At 46.8% G+C, this 931-nt stretch carries 1 protein-coding gene; it reads right to left on the bottom strand.

Features of this window, described 5'->3' with window-relative positions; translation table 11 throughout:
- Positions 1-931 (bottom strand): lysophospholipid acyltransferase family protein (locus tag KIV40_RS33330; RefSeq protein WP_285353682.1); only part of this gene is annotated, 931 nt, incomplete at both ends.

The following is a 931-nucleotide window of genomic DNA, read 5'->3' as shown; positions in this document are numbered from 1 at the left end:
TCCAAATCACAGGCAAGCCCGCTGCCTTCGCCGACTTCTCTAAAGCTCTCTTCTCTGACTCGACCAATTTCACGCATCAAGTTTGGAATAGATTGGCTTGGGGTACAGTAGACCTCGAATTCACCTTGCTCAAGAAGCTTCATCTTTTTTGGGAGCCCACCTATCTCAATTGCCAATACCTCTGGAGATATTGGCGCTATTACTTGGGTATCAAAAGAGGGCGCATGGATTGGTGTGTGCGAGCTCTCTTGTTGGCTCATTAGGTAGGTGTTGAGCCTTAGGTAGTTTACGATATCCATCTCTTTTTCAAACGATTTTATCTCAGAGTATGGAATCGATGAGCCAATCGAGATTGAGATAGTTGTCGCTTGTTTATTAAGAAGCTCGCGCCCTAGCAGAGCAGTTCTCAGTAGCGGGTGAACTCGACCTGCTTGATAGAAAAGCTCACTGTTTTTGCCATTGATAAAGATAGGCACAGTCGTGGCTTGATGACGCTTAACGAACTTTGCGACTGATTTGCTCCATTCGATATCGGTGAGCGTTTTAGCCCCTTTGCGATAACTTGAGACTTCCCCTGCAGGGAACACTATCAACAGACCACCGTCGGCTAGGTGACGATTGGCATCACGAATCGCCTTGGCATTGGTGCGTTTCGATTCTTTGCTATTGAAGACATCAACACCGATGAAAAGATCATCCAATTCAGGCAGTCGCTTGAGCAACTCATTCGCTAAGACTTTCACATCCTTTCTTACCGATCCTACGAGATCCGCAAGGATCACACCTTCAATGGCGCCAAGTGGATGATTTGCCACAATCACGACAGGCCCTTCTTCCGGGATGTTTTCCGTGCTTCCCGATGCAACCGAGTAGTCGATATTGAGCGCTGATAGGGTGTAATTCATGAATTCGAAGCTAGATAACTCGTCTT

The organism is Vibrio sp. D173a, assembly GCF_030248475.1.
The sequence above is the reverse complement of the archived record's forward strand: the minus strand, read 5'-3'. Positions and strand labels throughout refer to the sequence as shown.